A 14,523-nucleotide genomic window follows, 5' to 3' on the forward strand; every position below is an offset into this window, starting at 1 on the left:
ATGCTGAACTCAGCACTGCTTTTGACGCTGGTAACGCTGGCGGGGTTGGTACTCGGCTTTGCGCGAGAGTGGCTCCTGATTGATGCATGGGGTGCTGGTGAACAAACAGATGCCCTGGTGCTGGCACTTTTTTTGCCGGACATGGTGCGCATGACCTTGGCGGCGGGCTTGCTCAATGTTGCTGCTGTGCCCCTTTTTCATCAGCAAACCATGGAGGCAGGGCGTCAATGGCTTAATTCGCTTGGCAGCTTGCTCTCTTTATTTGCCCTGGCGCTGGCCGGTGTTTTTTATCTGTTTGCTCCGTTCTGGCTAAAGCTGCTGGGCCCCGGAATGGCCCCGCAGTCAGGGGCTATTGCCGTTTCTGCCTTTGAAATACTGGTTTGGTGTTTGCCCGGCATGTTTTTGCATGCTGTTTGTGGCATCTGGCTGCAACTGCGAGAACGCTATGTGTTGTGGGGAATGGGCAGCTTTCTGTTCAATCTTTTTCCGGTTGGCTGGCTGATGATCCGGGGGGCGGAGACGATGGCGGACGAGTTCGCTCTGGCCTGTGTGCTTGGCAGTGTGCTTATGGCTGCCGTAGTGCTTCCGGCAGCCTGGCGCGGAGGCTGGCGCCCTTTGGCATTTACGGGAATGTCGGCTGCTGGCGGGCTATTTATGCGACGTATTGGCCCGGTTTTGTTGAGCAATATCGGTAGCCACTCGGTTACGCTGGTTGAGCGGATGGTTGCCAGCCTGCTGGGCGAGGGAATGGTTACCTGGGTAAACCTGGCCCGAAAGTTCATTAACCTGCCGTTGATTGCCCTGCCAGCATTAAACCAGGTTTTATTGGGCAAGCTCAGTGCAGGCCATGAGGGCGAGCGTCTGGTAATTTTGCGTCAGGGCCTGGCGCTAACCAGTTGTCTGGTTGTTCCTGCTGCCGTATTCATCATGGCCAGCAGCCCCACACTGGTGTCATATTTGCTGCCAGAACAGGCGACAGGGGTGCTTGCGGGGTTGCTGGGATGGTTTTCACTACCGTTGCTGATGGGCGCGTGGAATGCTTTGCTAGCAAGGTATGCTTATGCAAACAATGATACCCGCCTGCCATTGATGTGCGAGCTGGCTGGCACAGGGTTGCATGTGATCGGACTTGTTTCATTGCCGTTTTGGCTTGGGGTTCCGGGCTTTGCATTGGCCAATCTGGGCGCAGTCATGCTTACTTCTTTGTTGTTGTTGCACCGCCAGCAGCTATGGCGGCATGTGGGCTGGCGTTTGCAGTGGGCGGGCGGCGCGGGTTTCCTGCTGGGCGCTGCAGTCTTGATTCAGCCGATGGGGGCCGGAGTTGCGCAATTTGCTGCCGGTGTCGGTGCGGGGCTGTTCAGTTTTGTTGTTATGTTGACTGTACTCAAACCGTGGAAAGCAGCTGTATAGGTGACAAGTGTGTCGATGAACAGCCGGATGACCGCAGAGCTGGTCTGTGATGCGCTGCAGATGGCCATTAACAATGGCGATACAAGCGTCGACCCGCTGCTGGCTTGCTGGTACATAGTGACCGGGGCAGTCAGTACGCCGCGGACAGTTTCCAGAGACTGCTCTAAGCCAATAGATTCAGGTTCAGCATGAGTCGCAAGGGCAACTGTTGGGATAACGCTCCATCAGAAAGCTTCTTCCATACTTTGAAGACCGAGCTGGTGTTTCACGAGGGCTTCAAGACACGGGAACAGGCGCAGAAGGCATATCGACGAGGTATTTTACAACCGGGTGCGGCTGCACTTCTGCAACGACTATATGAGTCCGGTGGACTTTGAGTTGAAACTGGATGAGGCTGCGCAAAAAGATGTTCGGAAAACCGTTGCCAGATCAAACGCCACGATTGAGCTGTACCGCTGGCGCAAGTTTACCGGCATTGCAGGTAGGCAGGCAAAGGCTGCCGAGCAAGCGGATATTCAGCCCGTGTAAGCACAAACCACAGCGCAAAGAAAAAGCCCCAAACCTGCATGGAATGGGGCTTCGAATGGTGGGCCCACACGGACTTGAACCGTGGACCAAGGGATTATGAGTCCCCATATTATAGCCTTTGCCTTGCTTGATTAGAATAGATTAAACCTAGTAAAATCAAAGCATACAGCCGGAATAGCAGCAAAACGGCATTGATTGGAATTGACCTTGTTTTGACCAAATTGGTTCCAAGCGGGTTCCAAGCGGGTTCCAAGGAAGCAGGGGGAAGACTATGGCTAAAGTTTCGTTCACAGGGCCGAGAGTGCAGGCGTTCAAGTGCCCGCCAGACAAAAAAGAATCATTCCTTTGGGATGCCAGCACGCCAGGACTTGCGCTAAGGGCAACCATTGCCGGAGCCAAGACATATATTTTCCATGCCAAGCTAAAAGCCAGAACGGTACGAATGGCCATTGGTAGCCCTGAGACGTGGGCAATATCGGACGCCCAAAAAGCCGCCCGCGAATACCAGCGCCTAATTGATTTGGGCATTGATCCAAGGGAACAAAGGCGGGAACAGGAATCAGAGCGGCAAGCCCAGCGCCAGCAACAGGAAGCGCAAGCCGTAACCTTTGGCGAGGCATGGCAGCAATATATGGCCGCTCGCTGGGACAAATGGGGCGAGCATCACCGCAATGACCACCAGCGGCTGACCCGCGCCCCGGGCGTAACCAAAGCAGGTAAGCCAACCATTGCCGGCCCGCTGTATGAATTTTGGGGAAGCCGTCTAGCCGACCTGACCCCGGAAGCGATTCAGCAATGGGCAGAGTCACAAGCACAGGACCGCCCGACCGTGGCCCGGCTAAGCTGGCGATTGCTGCGGGCATTTATGTCGTGGTGTGCAGAGCAGTCCGAATACCGGGAGCTTATCACGGACAACCCAGCCAAAACCAAAGGCACGCGGGAAGCATTGGGCAGCGGTAATGCAAAGCGGGATACGCTGGAAGATAACCAGCTTGCCGAATGGTTTGCAGCCGTTCAGGGCAGCGCCAGCCCGACCATGGCCGCCTATATTCAGGCCATGCTTTTGACCGGTGCCCGTCCGGGCGAGCTGCTGGCGCTCAAGTGGGACGATATAAACACCCGCTGGCGATCTATTACCCTGAGGGACAAGGATGAATCCAAAGGCGGCAAGGACGGCACCCGCGCCATACCCTTGACCCCTTATGTCTGGCACCTGCTGGCCAACTTGCCGCGCCGCAGTCAATGGGTGTTTGCCAGCGCCAGCACCACCGATAACGGGGTACTGCTGGACGCACCTATCAGCACCCCTTACAAGGCATTGCGGATAGCCAACCAGATTGCAGGCATTGAGCACGTCACATTCCATGGCTTGCGCCGGTCATTCTCGAGTTTGTCCGAATGGCTGGAAATACCGGCAGGCGTCATTGCCCAGATACAGGGCCATAAGCCCAGCGCAACAGCTGAGAAACATTACAAGGTGCGACCGTTGCGAATGCTGGCGCTCCACCATGAACGGTTTGAAGCGTGGATGCTGGAACAGGCCGGCATTGTCTTCGACCCGCAACAGCAGCCGGGCTTGCGACTGGTGGCAGGCACCAAGGTTTAACGAGTTAGGCCGGCATAGCCCGACGGGGCGAAAAGCGGACTTCCCATCCGCCTTGCCGGCCATCTATTTAACGGGAGCACCTGGGAGGGTGTGAAACATGAAAGCAATTACTGATGAAGAGCTTGCTCGCTTAAAAGGAGAGGCAGCAAGAGGAGAACCGAACGCAGACTGGCGCAAGGCATTTGCGCACCGCACTGTTTTTGACCTTGACCACGTAGCCATGATTCTAAGCGGGGGCACCCCGTGTAGTGTTGGGGGGGACACGAAAGGCAGCGTCAAGGATTGTGACACTTGGATGAGTCGGCTAAAGAACGATATTCACGAACTGCTAGCACCGAGCGGGCTTCACTCAAATTGGCACTTTCATCAAGTATCACATGCAAAAGTGCGTGAATGGTGCAAAAGAAACGGCATTGAATGGCCTATACCGCCATCACCCTGGGGTGACACATGCGGAGAAGCTAAGGCAGCCGCAGCAGACAGCGAGACCGAGCAGTTGCGCAAGCACATTGCAAAGCTTGAAGCGCAGGTCGAGCAGCAAGCCCAGCGCATAACGGAGTTTGAAGCCGAAGCCGAGCGCACAATAGCCACGGGCGGCCTGATGTTCCCCTATGCAACGCCCGAGCTGCTGGCAATGCAGGAAGCCGCCCTGAAGCATTGGGCAGGGTACAACGCAGAAACCGACCGGAAACCGCTACAAAAAGAAATTGGCCTAGAGCTAACCGAAGCGCTCGCACTAAATGGCAGCAGCGGGCAGCCATCGAGGCAAGCCGCCGTTCTTGCGTCCGCTATACAGCCGGAGAAATACAGAGGATGAAGTACGACACAGGGCCATGACTTGATGGCGCGTCACCAAGTCATGGATTCCCGACATGCTCATAAGCCCCGCAACCTAGCCCCGTCAATTCAAACCGAGGGGGCTAAACCATGCCACAGCAAAACACCGTCACCACCAACAGCCAGCCGCAGCACGGGGCCCCGGCCTTCATCCCATTGGATCAGGAAACCCGCGCCGGTATCCCGACCCGCGAAGCAGCGCACCACCTAAACCGGCAAGTGCAGACCCTGCACATTTGGGCCAGCAAAGAGAATGGCCCAATCCGCCCGACCCGCATCAATGGCCGCCTTGTTTGGTCAGTGGCTGAAATTAAAAAGCTGCTGGGTATGGAGGGCTGAATCATGCAGACCGTTTACCAATACCCGAAAGGCGGCACGATCAAGGTAGACCAGGAGCAGGCCCGCATCATCATCACGACAGAGGGCGGCACCAGCGCCAGCTTGGGCATAGGCCCGCAAGGTGTTATCGAGCTGGCGCAAGTTATGGATCAGCTGGGGCAAGACTGGCTGAGGGCGTGGAGGGCTGAGCAATGACAGACAAAAGAAAAGCCGCCCCGGTTAAGGAGGCGGCCAATCAGAATGCTTTGCGAGAGCACGCCAACGGTACCACAGGCCAGCCGGTGAAGGACAACAAGATTACCCGAGTGTTGGCGCTGCTGGTGGCCGGACGATCAATCAACAGACTGGAAGTGCTGGCGCATGGTGACACGGTACTCAATAGCACCATATCGACATTGCGTAACAGCCACGGGCTGACCATTGCAGACGAATGGGAAACGCACACCGGCCCGAACGGGTCCGCCCCTGTTAAACGCTACTGGATACCAGAAGGCGAAGCCATGGAGCAGGCGCACAAGCTGCTGAACCACTGGCGGGCCAAGGCAGCAAGGAAGGCGGTCAAAGGTGGATAGTCATGGCACGACGACCCAAGGGGAAATCTGGAAGCGGTAAGGGGCGCTTTGTTGGCGTCCCGCACCATGTAGCAAGTAGCCCGCAATGGTGCGGATTATCAGCGCATGAGCAAAAGTTGTTGTTTGATTTGTCGTATTTTTACAACGGATCGAACAACGGCAATCTGACCGCAGCACATGCCATCATGGAGGTGCGAGGCTGGACAAACGGCACGCTACACAGGGCGCTGAAAGTCATCAAAGAAAAGGGGTTTGTTGTCGTGACTCGGCAGGGGTGGAAGCAGCGTGGCAAGGCAACAATGTTGGCGCTTACATGGCACGGCATCGACGAACCACCCCAGCATATTGAGTACGACGCAGGCATTAAGCCCGACCCGGTTCCGCTGAATTATTGGAACAAGCCGCCCGAGCATTGGCAGAACAAGCCGCCTTAAATTCGATTTCATCACTCCCACAGCGGGACGGGTAAGCCTGTATTCGTCCCACTGTGGGACAGGTCGAAGGAAAAGAGTGCCCGACCTGTCCCAGTGTGGGGGAGTAACTGGGGGTTTTTGGCGTTTTATCTGTCCCACTGTGGGGAGTCTATATATAACACCATACCCAGTAGCTTAAACAGAGCAGTTACACAGCAATAGCAGAGGTCAAAACCAGATGCAAAAGGGGGGCAAAACCGATGGCGGCGCACGGGCATCACGGAAATAAATCCGAGGTATAGCCCGGGCATGACCTAGGTGCTGCCTGGGCACAACCTAAGCAAACAAGGAACCGAAACATGGACATAAAAAAACTGACTCGCCTTGTGGAAATATGCGAAGCGACCACCGACCCTGTTATCCAGCTGATTACCCTTAAGCGCATGTGCCGGCTGTACTGCGAACACCTGGACGGGATTGCTGCCGAACGTCGCACGCTATCCAGGAAGGCCGCCCGGTTGCGCAGGTTTGAACCCTTTACCCGACTGGCTGCCGACACCCTGGAACAACAGGCGCGGGATCACAAGGCGGAGCAGCTGGCCGTGACGCGGACGAACCTTGCAAGCATTGGCGGCTTTCTGATGTTGTACGGCAACACAACCGGCGAGGCCATCAGCTTTAACCGGCTGTGCGACATTCTGAACATCAGCCAGCCACAGAGAGCTGAGGCGCGGCGAGAGGGTGCCACGACACTGACTGACCTGGTATTCATTCACCGGTTTGAGGATAGCGCCGCAGGGTACATGTTCCGTGCTTGCATGTACGCAGCTGCTGAAATCATCCGCACAGCGCCAGCAGGGACGCTACCTGACCCGTTTGCGCCGGGCGAAGTGTTTGGCCCCAAGTTGCCGCCCAAGTTGACCGTGGTGCGTTCCGAGGCAGCCGGGCAGGTGCGTGCTACCATTCACTGAGTGTGCGCCAACCTGAAAGCATCAGGCAGTCGCAGGGCGCATCACTGTAGCTAGCATGGGCAAATCAGGAGGCTGTATGGTTCCGGTTCAAACAGGGGAAAGGGCTGTAAGGCGTGGCGCAGTGGCTGCCATATCGCAACCGGTGACGCTGGATGGCGTGACGAAGCCAGCGGCGGTGTGGGCGAAGGAGCGGGGCTTGAAGTGGCAGACCGTAAAGATGAGGCGAATGCGGGGTGCTGGCTGGCGTGAGGCGCTGGAGCCTGGGCTCCGGGTGAGTGCGTGGCGACTCGGGCAGTGAGTTCAGGCCGTGGAAACATCAGCGCAAAAGCTGAATGGAACTCTGGAGCAGGTGAGGCGGCCCCCATGGTAAGCCCCCAGAGCAGCACCACTATACCGCAACTGAAGCCCGGCCCGTCAGGTCAAGCAGTGAACCCCGGTAGCCAGCGAAGGGAGGACTGGCGGCTTCGCTGGCGCTGAATCTGCGCCTCCCGCAGACCAGAGAACCGGGGCCGGGTTCAGCGTACCACAGACCGACCACATCGAGCCCTGGCACCTGCTGGGGCTTTTACGTTCAGGTCGTATAGCCCGAAGGACCGAACAGTTACTGTCCCAAAAACGGGACAGTCCCAAAAACGGGACACCTTGGTCAGTGGTGACAGTCTGTTAGCACCAGTGGTGATGACCGACCGGGCGAAGCTATGCAGACTCGCACAGCTTGAAGCCCACCAGCGGTGGAGATTGTCCGGGAATCACCGGAGATTATTTCCAGCTGGCCTGGCAGGTAGCTGCCGGAAAGCCGGTAGATTGATTCAGGAGGTATGCAAAAAAATTGCACCCTGGCACAACCAAGGCACGGGCAAAACACAGCCAAGGCGCGGCCCAGGCACGGACAAGGCTATGCAGGCATGGGCCGTTCATCGAATGTGAGGAGCGGCAGGTGCGAGCGCCGACCGGACACATTGGCCGCTGGCCTGTAGTTCGAGCCGAGTGCTGGCGCTGGGGTTTAACCCCGGAGATTCCCGTAGTTGTCCGCGACTGGCGCAGGCATAGAACTGCCCACATCGGGGTAGTTACGGCGACCGGGTGCCCTGGGCCAGCAGACCACCAGAATCAACGAGTGGGCGAAATCGCCCCATCGAGCGGGCAGGTATGCCAAGGCTGGGCTGCTTGCTTGTGCTATGTTTGGCTTGCCGCTCCGACCCCAGGGAGAAGGGGAGTTGCTTTCAGCAGCTGGCGCACTGGTCCCGGTGCGTTCCCGGAGTGGCTCCACATTCAAAGCATGGTTTGGGGCTGGGAAAATGGCAATGACCAAAGAAGAACGGGAGTCCTTGGAGCTGTTCAAGAACGGAGCAACACTTCGGGAAGCGGCAAAGGTACTGCCGGAGTTGACACCAGAACAACTGGCCCAGCTGGACGAGAATGGAGACTGGATTCAGACACCGGAGAACCCAGTAGATACCAACCAAGCAGGTGACACCAATGAGCCGCAGTAGCTTTACCCGATTGCGAGCCGCCTTTGCACGACTCTTTTCACGCAACCGCAGGCCGGCCAACCAGTACGAGCCGCCCCGATATCCTGATGACGAAGAGGAAGCCCAGGGCGCAGACAGTGAAACCAGAGGCGAGTTTTATTGCATCATGCTCAGGGACGGGACGTGCCGCAGTGGCTACATCATCGACGAGCCAGAGCCAGCAGAGGGCAAGGACGTTTGAGCGCCAGCGACCCGCACCCTACCCATGGCCCAAGCCGCCGAAGAAAAGCCAGCAGGCAGCAGCACAGGCGACCGGGTGCCCGGTTCGTTCGCCCCTACCCAACACATCGAGCGCAACAAAGGCAGGCCCAGTTGTTGACGTGGTGCCGGTTGCCGGATATTGTTTAGCCGTCGCTGCAAATTCAGTGACCGGGTTTAGCGGCCCGAACTATCCAAGGCGCACAAGCGCCGCACCACTGATAGCTGGCGCTTTTTTGTGCCCGCTGTTTGTTATGGCGGCTGTGCGTGGGAGTCCGAAAGGTCTGCCGGTGCCCTTGGATACCGGTCCGCTAACCTGCGTACAGCTGCCACCCTTTGATTGTTTAGCGGCAATCCGTGGCGGCTCCAATATCCAAGGAGCAACACCATGAAAAGCATCATCACCCGCAGCCGAGCAGCTGCCCATCGAGCTATGGCCCGTGCGGCCTTGTCTGCCGATACCAGCCTGACCACCAGAGTTAACCGGTACAACCATCACATGACCAAGGCCCGCTCACTGGAAGCAGTAGCAGGCAATCAGGCAGGGGGTGCGGCATGACAACGAAAACAGATATCGACCGCATAGACGAAATGACAGCCATTGCTGATTACCTTGGTTGGATGAATGCCATCACCTGGGCAGCAGCGCAGGCAGCAAAGGACGGCAGGTCTACCGTTGCGTATCAGCTGGCGAGTGCGGCGCAATACCTGACCATGGATCAACAAGCGTGGGTAGACGACGCTATCCGGAGGCAGGAGGGCATGGCATGAACAGACTCGAAGCCCTGACCCCAGGCAGCCACGCCAATTACCGAGCCGCTGGAACACTGGACGGACACAAGGCCGACATATTCGCCAGCAATGTTTGTGGCGACCGCATCAGCTTGCACATCGGCCCGCTGGGTATGACAGTTTCCTTTGAGGCGTGCTGCGAGCTTGTGGAACATCTAACCGCCGCCATCAAGGCGCAGATAAAAGCCGGAGGCACTGACCATGAATAATCCGAAAACCATCACGACAGCAGCCGGACACAGGTTTCACCCGGTCGGGCACATAGACGAAGGAAAGCATTTGTTCCAGGTGGTGGAAGGCGTGGACATACACGAAGCCCTGAGCTATGCCGCCGATCTGGTGAACATGGCGAAGACGCCAGCCTTTGAGGCCGGTATGGGCAATGTGCCGCTGGAAGGCAACCAGGCATGGCTGGTGTATCGCGTGCTGGAAGCCGCCGAGGCGGTTATATGTTCGGCAGTGGAATCACTCGAAGGCGAGCAAATGAAGCGCGAAACCGCAGGGCATTGAACACCTGCAAACAGATCAACAGCCCGGCACAGTCCGGGCTTTTTGTTGCCTGCTGCTGGCGCTGAAAAGTACGAGGTAGGTTCGAGACCCCAGCGCGAGGATGTGCGAGCCGGGGTTCGAGGGGGTAACGCGAGCGATTATGTAGGAACAAAAAGCCGTTCCGGATGTGGAGAGCCTGACTGTGCTGGCGCTTGCAGGGCAGCCGGTGCGTCCGGTGCTGCTGGTGTCCAGACATTCAGGTGACTGGTGACGGGTACAGATTAGGGCTATGAAAGGGCAAGGCTTTATCGGCTCATCCGCATCATGCACGCAGGGTATTGCTGGTGCTGGTATCGGCGCTGGTGCTGGCGAGCCGGGCCGGCTGACCTGTTGCCCAGCACGGCAACCGCACACACCCACATTGAGAAATATCATCACCGGCGACCGGGCATTGTCGTATCGGCACACGGCTTGCATTACCGGCCTAAGCCACAGCAATTGACGGTCATGGATGGAAAGCAGAAAACAGGCCAGCGCTGAAAGGCAGCCATGGAGCTGATGATATTTGCCTATTCACGCCATGCAGAGCGCAACCGCTGGCGCCGCTATGCGATCCACCAGCACCAGCCCAGCGCAACCAGCGCCGCCGCGTAAAAGGTTCACGCAGTCACATAGGCCACAGCATCACCCAGATGATTGAACGCCACCAGCGCCAAAACAGAGCGCGTGCCGGTCAATGTTCAGCCCAGCACCAGCAGCACCAGCCAAACAGGAGAACGCAGCAGGCCGGGGCAGGTGGCGCAGCCTGATAGCCCGGCAGGTATCGCCAGCAGCTGAACAGCCACAAGATCACCCCAAGGCGTATTCGCTGGCACCAACACCAGCCGGAACACTCGAATTTGGTTCCAAGCGGGTTCCAAGGGAACAGAAACAAAAAGGCCACTTCGTTAAAAGTGGCCTAAGTGCTTGATTTGTTTGGTGGGCCCACACGGACTTGAACCGTGGACCAAGGGATTATGAGTCCCCTGCTCTAACCAACTGAGCTATAGGCCCGAATCAGGCTGGCAATTATACCTGCGCATGGCAAAGACGCAACTGCCGGAGTGTGTAAACCTGCCGGTGGCCGGGGGCGTCCGGCAGGTTTGTCGGCTTATTGCAGCACGCGGAATGATTCCATGATGGCCGGGATGCCGGGCAGCATGCCGATCAGCGCCATTACTGTTACCAGGATGCCGAAGGTGATCGCGGGAATGCCCCAGCGGTCGGTGCGGCTCAGTTCCTGGCTGCGTTTCTTGTCGCCGATGATGCCCATGTTGTCCAGCAGCATGGTCAGCGACCAGCCGAATACCGGGTTGACCAGCGCCGAGCCGAACACCACGATGGCAGCAGACTGGGAGGTCTTGCCTTCGCGGGTCATCTGCATGCCGGCTTCCAGCAGCGGGATATATACGCCGACGATCAGCGCGATGCTGAGCACGGGCGGCCAGACGGCCAGGTCCATCGGGTAGCCGATGATGGCTGCCGCGATGCAGAGCACGCCGGTCAGTACCGCACCGGCCGGAATAGGGCGGCGGGCAATCGCGGCAGGCACCATGTAGGTACCCCATGAGGAGGTCAGGTTACCACCGCCGAGCAGGGTGCCGACAACCTGGCGGCCGGAGGCGATCACCATGGTGTCGTCGATTTCCATCAGTACTTTCTTGGCCGTTTGCGGGTAGTTGATCTTCTGGAAGATGCGGTGGCCAAGGAAGTCCGGTGACCACATGGCCACTGCCAGCACGGCAAAGGGCAATACCGCCATGAATTCGGCCGGGCCGGGCAGGCCCAGCTGCCAGCCGGTGTCTTCACCCCACCAGTAGGCCGGGTTCATGTTGGGCAGGCCGGGTTCGGTGCTGAACTGGAAGGGTGCGCCAAGAGCGAAGGCAATCACGCCGGCGAGCAGGCAACCGAGCGGGATGGCCAGCCATTTCTTGCCCAGGTGTTCCAGATAGGCGTACATGATCACGTTGGCCAGAACCACGACAAAGGCGATATGGGCGACGCCGTGGCCCTCCGCCCAGCTATACAGCGAGGCGATTTGCGAGGTGACGCCAATAAACCCCAGGTAGAGCAGCAGGCCACCGGCGACGCCGTCGCTGGTCAGGCGGGCGAGCAGGCTGCCACCACGGAAAACCCCGAGCATCAGGCCCAGCACGCCGATCAATATGCCCAGCGCCATCGGGTGGCCGCCGGAGGCGACAATCAGCGGAATCAGCGGAATCAGCGGGCCGTGCGTACCGGCCAGGTTGGCGCGCGGGTTGAGGAAGCCGGAAAACAGAATCACAAACAGCACGGCGGCAATGATCATCTCGAAGCGTGCGTTCTCGATGACGAAGCTGTCGGGCAGGCCGAGCGGACCGGCAAAGGCGCCGACGACGGCGGCAGCCATGACGATCTTGCCGATGGTGGCGGCAACGGCGGGTACCCAGTCTTCAAGCTCGAAACGGTAGTCGCGGTAGGGCAGGTTGATGCCCCAGCGCTTCGGATTCATGATCGAGAGTTCGTAGTCCAGGTAGTCCTGGCGGCGGGCAAACTCGCTGCTGGGGCGGTGCAGCTCCTGATAGGTTGTTTCGTTCGTATTGGTCATAGGCGTTAGCTTGTAGTTATTAAAAAACACACACACTCGCCCCCCGGTGCGCGAGCACCGGAGGCAAGTCATTCAACAACGCTTATTGTTTTTGTTATGGACGCGGCCGGAGCCGCAAAAGGCGGGAAGACTCGGCAGGTTTGCGGCGGGCGCAAACATGAGGCTTGCCTGTGCTGTCACCAGCACAAAAGTGCGGACATTCTGAAGATATTGGCGGTGCAAGTCCATGCCTTGCAGGGAGACTTAAGTTGTATGCCTTTTGCAGGCTTATTATGGCTTGGGCAATAAAAACCCCGCTTATGATGAGCGGGGTTTTTATCAGCCTGGTAACCAGATGGGTGTCGGGCTTATTCGTCAAGGAACGAGCGCAGATGCTCGGAGCGGGACGGGTGGCGCAGCTTGCGCAGGGCCTTGGCCTCGATCTGGCGGATACGCTCGCGGGTCACGTCGAACTGCTTGCCGACCTCTTCCAGCGTGTGGTCGGTGTTCATGTCGATGCCGAAGCGCATGCGCAGCACCTTGGCTTCGCGTTCGGTCAGGCCGCTGAGCACTTCGCGGGTGGCTTCCTTGAGGTTTTCCACGGTGGCCACGTCAACCGGTGACTGCATGCTGGTGTCTTCGATGAAGTCGCCCAGGTGGGAGTCTTCGTCGTCGCCGATCGGGGTTTCCATCGAGATGGGTTCCTTGGCGATTTTCAGCACCTTGCGCACGCGGTCTTCGGTCATTTCCATGCGCTCGCCCAGCTCTTCCGGGGTCGGCTCGCGGCCCATTTCCTGCAGCATCTGGCGGGAAATGCGGTTGAGCTTGTTGATCGTTTCGATCATGTGCACCGGAATGCGGATGGTACGCGCCTGGTCGGCAATGGAGCGGGTGATCGCCTGGCGAATCCACCAGGTAGCATAGGTCGAGAACTTGTAACCACGGCGGTATTCGAACTTGTCCACGGCTTTCATCAGGCCGATGTTGCCTTCCTGGATCAGGTCGAGGAACTGCAGGCCACGGTTGGTGTACTTCTTGGCGATGGAGATGACCAGACGCAGGTTGGCCTCGACCATTTCCTTCTTGGCGCGGCGTGCCTTGGCCTCGCCAATCGACATGCGGCGGTTGATGTCCTTGATGTCGGCGATGGTCAGCCCGGTTTCCTGCTCCAGTGTCAGCAGGCTGTTCTGGTGGCGCTGGATGTCTGCCAGCAGCTCGCCCAGTGCGCTGGCGTATTTGCTTTTGCCCTGGCTGAGTTTTTCCGCCCAGTCGAGCTGGGTTTCGTTGCCGGGGAAGTTTTTGAGGAAGTCGGCGCGGGGCATGCGTGCGTCACGCACACACAGTTGCATGATGGCGCGTTCCTGGGCGCGAACCTGCATCAGGGTGCTGCGGATCTGGTCGATCAGGGCGTCATAGACCTTGGGCGACAGCTTGATCGGCATGAACAGCTCGCCCAGAGTGTCCAGGGCGGCGGTGACACTCTTGGTGTTGCGCTTGTAGCGGGCCAGCAGCTTTTGCGTGGCGATCAGCTGTTCCTCGATAGCGCCAAAGCGCTGCTTGGCCAGCTCGGGATCGGGGCCGCCGTCAGTGGCTTCCTCTTCCTCTTCATCACCGTTTTCGTCTTCGTCCTCTTCGGCGTCATCATCGGCTTGCTTGTCGGCCTTGGTTGCCGGCTGGGCATCTGCCGGCGTGGTGGCCGGTTCGGGAATGCTGTCATCCGGATCGATATAGCCGTTGAACACGTCGGTCAGGCGGCCGTTTTCCTCGATCAGGCGGTTGAACTCGGCCAGCACGCCGTCCACGGCACCGGGGAAGTGGGCAATGGCGTGCATGACGTCACGGATGCCTTCCTCGATACGCTTGGCAATTTCGATTTCGCCTTCACGGGTCAGCAGGTCCACGGTACCCATTTCGCGCATGTACATGCGGACCGGGTCGGTGGTGCGGCCGATGTCGGTTTCCACGGCAGCGAGGGCGGCAGCGGCTTCTTCGGCGGCGGCTTCGTCAGTGTCGGCTTCGGCCATCAGCAGGGCATCGGCATCGGGTGCCGTCTCGAAGACGTTGATGCCCATGTCGTTGATCATGCCGATGATGTCTTCGACCTGCTCCGGATCGGAAATGTCTTCCGGGAGGTGATCATTGACCTCGGCGTACGTCAGGTAACCCTGCTCGCGCCCGAGCGCGATCAGTTCTTTCAAACGGGATTGCTGTTGTGCTGTAGCGGACATATT

17 protein-coding genes, 1 tRNA gene and 1 pseudogene are annotated in these 14,523 nt (G+C 58.4%); 16 read left to right on the plus strand and 3 right to left on the minus strand.

Going from position 1 to position 14,523, the window contains the following annotated elements; translation table 11 throughout:
• The 16 genes and pseudogenes from murJ (at position 1) to AR306_RS01085 (ending at position 9,708) form a co-directional block, all read left to right on the plus strand.
• A complete protein-coding gene (gene murJ / locus AR306_RS01015) occupies positions 1–1,410 on the plus strand; it encodes a murein biosynthesis integral membrane protein MurJ (RefSeq protein WP_101495690.1) in 1,410 nt (469 codons plus the stop codon).
• A gap of 185 nt (positions 1,411–1,595) precedes the next feature.
• Positions 1,596–1,787: pseudogene (locus AR306_RS13675) on the plus strand (integrase core domain-containing protein); the annotation flags it as partial.
• A complete protein-coding gene (locus AR306_RS13280) occupies positions 1,768–1,938 on the plus strand; it encodes a hypothetical protein (RefSeq protein WP_166627859.1) in 171 nt (56 codons plus the stop codon). The pseudogene AR306_RS13675 and the gene AR306_RS13280, both read left to right, overlap by 20 nt.
• A gap of 271 nt (positions 1,939–2,209) precedes the next feature.
• Positions 2,210–3,544 (plus strand): tyrosine-type recombinase/integrase, encoded by a 1,335-nt coding sequence (locus tag AR306_RS01025; RefSeq protein ID WP_101495692.1) that lies wholly within the window; start codon positions 2,210–2,212, stop codon positions 3,542–3,544.
• Between the two features lie 97 nt (positions 3,545–3,641).
• Positions 3,642–4,361, plus strand: coding sequence for a hypothetical protein (locus tag AR306_RS01030; RefSeq protein WP_101495693.1), 720 nt, complete (start codon positions 3,642–3,644; stop codon positions 4,359–4,361).
• A gap of 110 nt (positions 4,362–4,471) precedes the next feature.
• On the plus strand, positions 4,472–4,720 hold the full coding sequence (locus AR306_RS01035) for a hypothetical protein (RefSeq protein ID WP_101495694.1): 249 nt from the start codon (positions 4,472–4,474) through the stop codon (positions 4,718–4,720).
• 3 nt (positions 4,721–4,723) lie between these two features.
• Positions 4,724–4,915 carry a hypothetical protein gene (locus AR306_RS01040; RefSeq protein WP_101495695.1) on the plus strand — a complete coding sequence of 64 codons (192 nt, stop codon included), beginning with the start codon at positions 4,724–4,726 and terminating at the stop codon, positions 4,913–4,915.
• Entirely contained in the window at positions 4,912–5,292 is a 381-nt protein-coding gene (locus tag AR306_RS01045; RefSeq protein WP_101495696.1) for a hypothetical protein, read from the plus strand. Before AR306_RS01040 ends, AR306_RS01045 begins: the two co-directional genes overlap by 4 nt.
• 2 nt (positions 5,293–5,294) lie before the next feature.
• Positions 5,295–5,726: a hypothetical protein gene (locus tag AR306_RS01050; RefSeq protein WP_101495697.1), complete on the plus strand. Its 432-nt coding sequence runs from the start codon at positions 5,295–5,297 to the stop codon at positions 5,724–5,726.
• Positions 5,727–6,064: 338 nt separating this feature from the next.
• Positions 6,065–6,676, plus strand: a complete 612-nt coding sequence (locus AR306_RS01055; protein ID WP_101495698.1) for a hypothetical protein — start codon at positions 6,065–6,067, stop codon at positions 6,674–6,676.
• A gap of 1,304 nt (positions 6,677–7,980) precedes the next feature.
• Complete coding sequence (locus tag AR306_RS01065) at positions 7,981–8,169, plus strand: hypothetical protein (RefSeq protein ID WP_240622445.1); 189 nt, start codon at positions 7,981–7,983, stop codon at positions 8,167–8,169.
• A complete protein-coding gene (locus AR306_RS01070; RefSeq protein ID WP_101495700.1) occupies positions 8,156–8,389 on the plus strand; it encodes a hypothetical protein in 234 nt (77 codons plus the stop codon). Before AR306_RS01065 ends, AR306_RS01070 begins: the two co-directional genes overlap by 14 nt.
• A 405-nt stretch (positions 8,390–8,794) precedes the next feature.
• Positions 8,795–8,965: a hypothetical protein gene (locus AR306_RS13285; protein ID WP_166627863.1), complete on the plus strand. Its 171-nt coding sequence runs from the start codon at positions 8,795–8,797 to the stop codon at positions 8,963–8,965.
• The gene (locus AR306_RS01075; protein WP_101495701.1) at positions 8,962–9,177 is read left to right on the plus strand and encodes a hypothetical protein; all 216 of its coding nucleotides are present in this window, start codon (positions 8,962–8,964) and stop codon (positions 9,175–9,177) included. The genes AR306_RS13285 and AR306_RS01075 overlap by 4 nt, the downstream gene beginning before the upstream one ends.
• Positions 9,174–9,407: a hypothetical protein gene (locus AR306_RS01080; RefSeq protein ID WP_101495702.1), complete on the plus strand. Its 234-nt coding sequence runs from the start codon at positions 9,174–9,176 to the stop codon at positions 9,405–9,407. Before AR306_RS01075 ends, AR306_RS01080 begins: the two co-directional genes overlap by 4 nt.
• A complete protein-coding gene (locus AR306_RS01085; protein WP_101495703.1) occupies positions 9,400–9,708 on the plus strand; it encodes a DUF3077 domain-containing protein in 309 nt (102 codons plus the stop codon). The genes AR306_RS01080 and AR306_RS01085 overlap by 8 nt, the downstream gene beginning before the upstream one ends.
• A gap of 955 nt (positions 9,709–10,663) precedes the next feature.
• Here the strand turns inward: AR306_RS01085 and AR306_RS01090 are convergent.
• The 3 genes from AR306_RS01090 to rpoD all read right to left on the minus strand — a co-directional run bounded on the left by AR306_RS01090 (position 10,664) and on the right by rpoD (position 14,520).
• Positions 10,664–10,740: transfer RNA gene (locus AR306_RS01090), tRNA-Ile, on the minus strand.
• A 97-nt stretch (positions 10,741–10,837) separates the two neighbouring features.
• Positions 10,838–12,313: a DUF3360 family protein gene (locus tag AR306_RS01095; protein ID WP_101495704.1), complete on the minus strand. Its 1,476-nt coding sequence runs from the start codon at positions 12,311–12,313 to the stop codon at positions 10,838–10,840.
• Between the two features lie 347 nt (positions 12,314–12,660).
• A complete protein-coding gene (rpoD, locus tag AR306_RS01100) occupies positions 12,661–14,520 on the minus strand; it encodes an RNA polymerase sigma factor RpoD (protein WP_101495705.1) in 1,860 nt (619 codons plus the stop codon).
• Positions 14,521–14,523: the final 3 nt, after the last annotated feature.

Source organism: Thiopseudomonas denitrificans, assembly GCF_002866065.1.
Classification (GTDB): domain Bacteria; phylum Pseudomonadota; class Gammaproteobacteria; order Pseudomonadales; family Pseudomonadaceae; genus Thiopseudomonas; species Thiopseudomonas denitrificans.

Excerpts from the sequence above, each read along its gene's own strand:
- AR306_RS01035 (WP_101495694.1), top strand. The coding sequence starts at position 4,472 with ATGCCACAGCAAAACACCGTCACCACCAACAGCCAGCCGCAGCACGGG.
- AR306_RS01075 (WP_101495701.1), top strand. The coding sequence starts at position 8,962 with ATGACAACGAAAACAGATATCGACCGCATAGACGAAATGACAGCCATT.
- AR306_RS01080 (WP_101495702.1), top strand. The coding sequence starts at position 9,174 with ATGAACAGACTCGAAGCCCTGACCCCAGGCAGCCACGCCAATTACCGA.
- AR306_RS01040 (WP_101495695.1), top strand. The coding sequence starts at position 4,724 with ATGCAGACCGTTTACCAATACCCGAAAGGCGGCACGATCAAGGTAGAC.
- AR306_RS01070 (WP_101495700.1), top strand. The coding sequence starts at position 8,156 with ATGAGCCGCAGTAGCTTTACCCGATTGCGAGCCGCCTTTGCACGACTC.
- rpoD (WP_101495705.1), bottom strand. The coding sequence starts at position 14,520 with ATGTCCGCTACAGCACAACAGCAATCCCGTTTGAAAGAACTGATCGCG.
- murJ (WP_101495690.1), top strand. The coding sequence starts at position 1 with ATGCTGAACTCAGCACTGCTTTTGACGCTGGTAACGCTGGCGGGGTTG.
- AR306_RS01055 (WP_101495698.1), top strand. The coding sequence starts at position 6,065 with ATGGACATAAAAAAACTGACTCGCCTTGTGGAAATATGCGAAGCGACC.
- AR306_RS01065 (WP_240622445.1), top strand. The coding sequence starts at position 7,981 with ATGACCAAAGAAGAACGGGAGTCCTTGGAGCTGTTCAAGAACGGAGCA.
- AR306_RS01050 (WP_101495697.1), top strand. The coding sequence starts at position 5,295 with ATGGCACGACGACCCAAGGGGAAATCTGGAAGCGGTAAGGGGCGCTTT.
- AR306_RS01030 (WP_101495693.1), top strand. The coding sequence starts at position 3,642 with ATGAAAGCAATTACTGATGAAGAGCTTGCTCGCTTAAAAGGAGAGGCA.
- AR306_RS01095 (WP_101495704.1), bottom strand. The coding sequence starts at position 12,313 with ATGACCAATACGAACGAAACAACCTATCAGGAGCTGCACCGCCCCAGC.
- AR306_RS13280 (WP_166627859.1), top strand. The coding sequence starts at position 1,768 with ATGAGTCCGGTGGACTTTGAGTTGAAACTGGATGAGGCTGCGCAAAAA.
- AR306_RS01025 (WP_101495692.1), top strand. The coding sequence starts at position 2,210 with ATGGCTAAAGTTTCGTTCACAGGGCCGAGAGTGCAGGCGTTCAAGTGC.
- AR306_RS01045 (WP_101495696.1), top strand. The coding sequence starts at position 4,912 with ATGACAGACAAAAGAAAAGCCGCCCCGGTTAAGGAGGCGGCCAATCAG.
- AR306_RS01085 (WP_101495703.1), top strand. The coding sequence starts at position 9,400 with ATGAATAATCCGAAAACCATCACGACAGCAGCCGGACACAGGTTTCAC.
- AR306_RS13285 (WP_166627863.1), top strand. The coding sequence starts at position 8,795 with ATGAAAAGCATCATCACCCGCAGCCGAGCAGCTGCCCATCGAGCTATG.